Origin of the sequence: Shinella sp. M31 (assembly GCF_049199205.1) — a bacterium.
Lineage (GTDB): Bacteria > Pseudomonadota > Alphaproteobacteria > Rhizobiales > Rhizobiaceae > Shinella.
The window spans coordinates 1-2420 of record NZ_JBLZPH010000125.1 but is presented as its reverse complement, the minus strand read 5'-3'; the positions used below and the strand labels follow the sequence as shown (position 1 = coordinate 2420).

The 2420-nt window shown below is 60.0% G+C and carries 4 protein-coding genes; all 4 read left to right on the top strand.

Annotated features, from left to right (window positions below):
- A partial coding sequence (locus ACOZKU_RS20130) for a 4Fe-4S dicluster domain-containing protein (RefSeq protein WP_421580234.1) occupies window positions 1-181 on the top strand: 181 nt, incomplete at its 5' end.
- Between the two features lie 59 nt (window positions 182-240).
- A complete protein-coding gene (locus tag ACOZKU_RS20125) occupies window positions 241-831 on the top strand; it encodes a hypothetical protein (protein WP_421580358.1) in 591 nt (196 codons plus the stop codon).
- 145 nt (window positions 832-976) lie between these two features.
- Entirely contained in the window at window positions 977-1606 is a 630-nt protein-coding gene (locus tag ACOZKU_RS20120; RefSeq protein WP_421580357.1) for a L,D-transpeptidase family protein, read from the top strand.
- Window positions 1607-1927: 321 nt separating this feature from the next.
- Window positions 1928-2420, top strand: a 493-nt coding sequence (locus ACOZKU_RS20115; protein WP_421580356.1) for a glycine betaine ABC transporter substrate-binding protein, incomplete at its 3' end; no start/stop codon positions are given.

The following is a 2420-nucleotide window of genomic DNA, read 5'->3' as shown; positions in this document are numbered from 1 at the left end:
CTCGACGCGCTACTGTCCGGCGGGCGTCTACGAGTGGGTGGAGAAGGACGGCAAGGACGTTTACGTCATCAACGCGCAGAACTGCGTGCACTGCAAGACCTGCGACATCAAGGACCCCAACCAGAACATCAACTGGGTGCCGCCGCAAGGCGGCGAAGGACCGGTCTATCCGAATATGTAATGTGGACGCGAGCTAAAAGCCACCGCGCTTCTCTGCTTGGTCTACTGCGGACCGGGGAGTTGGGGCCTCTCAAGCTCGGCATCAACATGATGGGGGTCTCCAAACTATTGGGACCCCCCACTTGGTGGATGGAAGGAGGACGCGATGATGCGCAAGTTCCTCTCCTCTGGGGATACGGCCGTTATCTGGAGGTGCTTTTCAATCCAGCGCAGCCATATGAAGTCGTATCGATAAAGCTGACGGCACTGCCACCAAGTGGTGCTTCACATTTTCGTGCCGGAAAGATTGACGTTTCTGCGGATGGTTTTGCTGACGGAATGTGCTTGTCCGATTTTCTGCGCAGACCCATTTGGGAATTGGATGAGCATGTTTCAGTCGGCGTGTGCCAATCTATCGACATCAACCCCGTCATTGATATTTGTTCAACGAAGGTCCGGGTTGTCTGGTGCATGTCGACGGGAGGGGAGGACGTATTTGAAAAGCAAGTAGAAGCCGGTGCGTCCGGCGCTGCCCTCACCAGGAGCCGTGATGTTCTGTCAGATGGCTTCTTCGGCATATATTCAACGGCTTATCCTCGCGGGGGGCGCTTTCCCTCCGATGATTTTACCGATCTCTCTCGTGATGAATATCTCGAGGCAGTAGGGGATTGACTGCGTAGGCACCACAACGAGCGACTGCCGTTTTCTCGCCACGCACCTTAACATCGCCTGCAACCGCAGCGCGCTCCTTAACCCTCGATTAACCATAAAAGCATAATTCTCGGCCCCGAGGACTGATCTTAAAGGGGCTTTAACCATGTCGATTTCCCGCCGCGGATTCCTGCTCGGCGCGTCTGCACTGCTCGCAGGCTGCGCGACCAACGGCGTAAGCGACCGCGCCAATTACGGCGATCGGCTGGACGAGAAACATCCACTGAAGGCGATGCCGCTCGACAAGATCAAGCCGGAGCTGCGCCGCCAGGAAGTCGCCTACAGCACCGATCATGCCGCCGGCACCATCGTCGTCGATACGCCGGCGCGCCGCCTCTACTATGTGCTCGGCGGTGGCCGGGCGATGCGCTACGGCATCGGCGTCGGCCGGCAGGGCTATTCGCTCGCGGGCAGCGCCTATATCGGCCGCAAGGCGGAGTGGCCGACCTGGACGCCGACGCCGAACATGATCCGCCGCGATCCGAAGAAGAACCTGAAATATGCCGGCGGCCTCGAAGGCGGCCCGAACAATCCGCTCGGGGCGCGTGCCATCTATCTCTACCAAAACGGCAACGACACCATGTTCCGCATCCACGGCACCAACCAGCCGTGGTCGATCGGCCAGGCTATGTCGAGCGGCTGCGTGCGCATGCTGAACCACGACGTGATCGACCTTTACGAACGCGTCAAGGTCGGTGGCCGCGTCCACGTCATCCAGGGGCGGCGCGACGCCTGAAGCTTCCCGTGATGGTTCGCTGAAAAAGGCCGGCTTCCGCCGGCCTTTTGTTTTGGGTTGAAAAAGCTGAATTGTATCATACCATTGCCCGCGTGCTTCCGGTCTTGGATAAAGTCGGGGCGGTCTTGCGAAATTGATGGGTCCATGACGCATTGGGGTCAATCGCAGACGCATTTGTACCGGCATTCGACCCTGCACCTGCAAAAGTCGAGGGTGCGGTATAGCGGTTTATCCGCATTCGCTAACGATCAAGGGCCCGGCGGCGACGGTGCGGCAGGGCCTGACTGGGCACAATGACACCGTCGACATGAGGGAACGGATATGAAACATCTTCTTGCTTCCACCTGCCTCGTTGCTGGCCTTCTGGCCATGACGGGCGCTGCGCGCGCCGAATGCGGCGACGTGACCATCGCCAGCATGAACTGGCAGAGTGCCGAAGTGCTGGCCGCACTCGACAAGTTCATCCTGACCGAAGGCTATGGCTGCAACGCCGAAGTCATCGTCGGTGACACGGTTCCGACCATCACCTCGATGATCGAAAAGGGCGAGCCGGATCTGGCGCCGGAAGGCTGGGTCGACCTGCTGCCCGACGTCGTCAACCGCGGCATCGAGGAAGGCAAGCTGATCGGCGCGGCCGTCGCCCTGTCCGATGCTGCCGTCCAGGGCTGGTGGATCCCGAAATACATCGCCGATGCCCATCCCGACATCAAGACGATCGACGACGCGCTGAAGCATCCGGAACTGTTCCCGGATCCGGAAGACAAGTCGAAGGGCGCCGTCCACAACGGCCCGCAGGGCTGGGGCGGCACGGTCG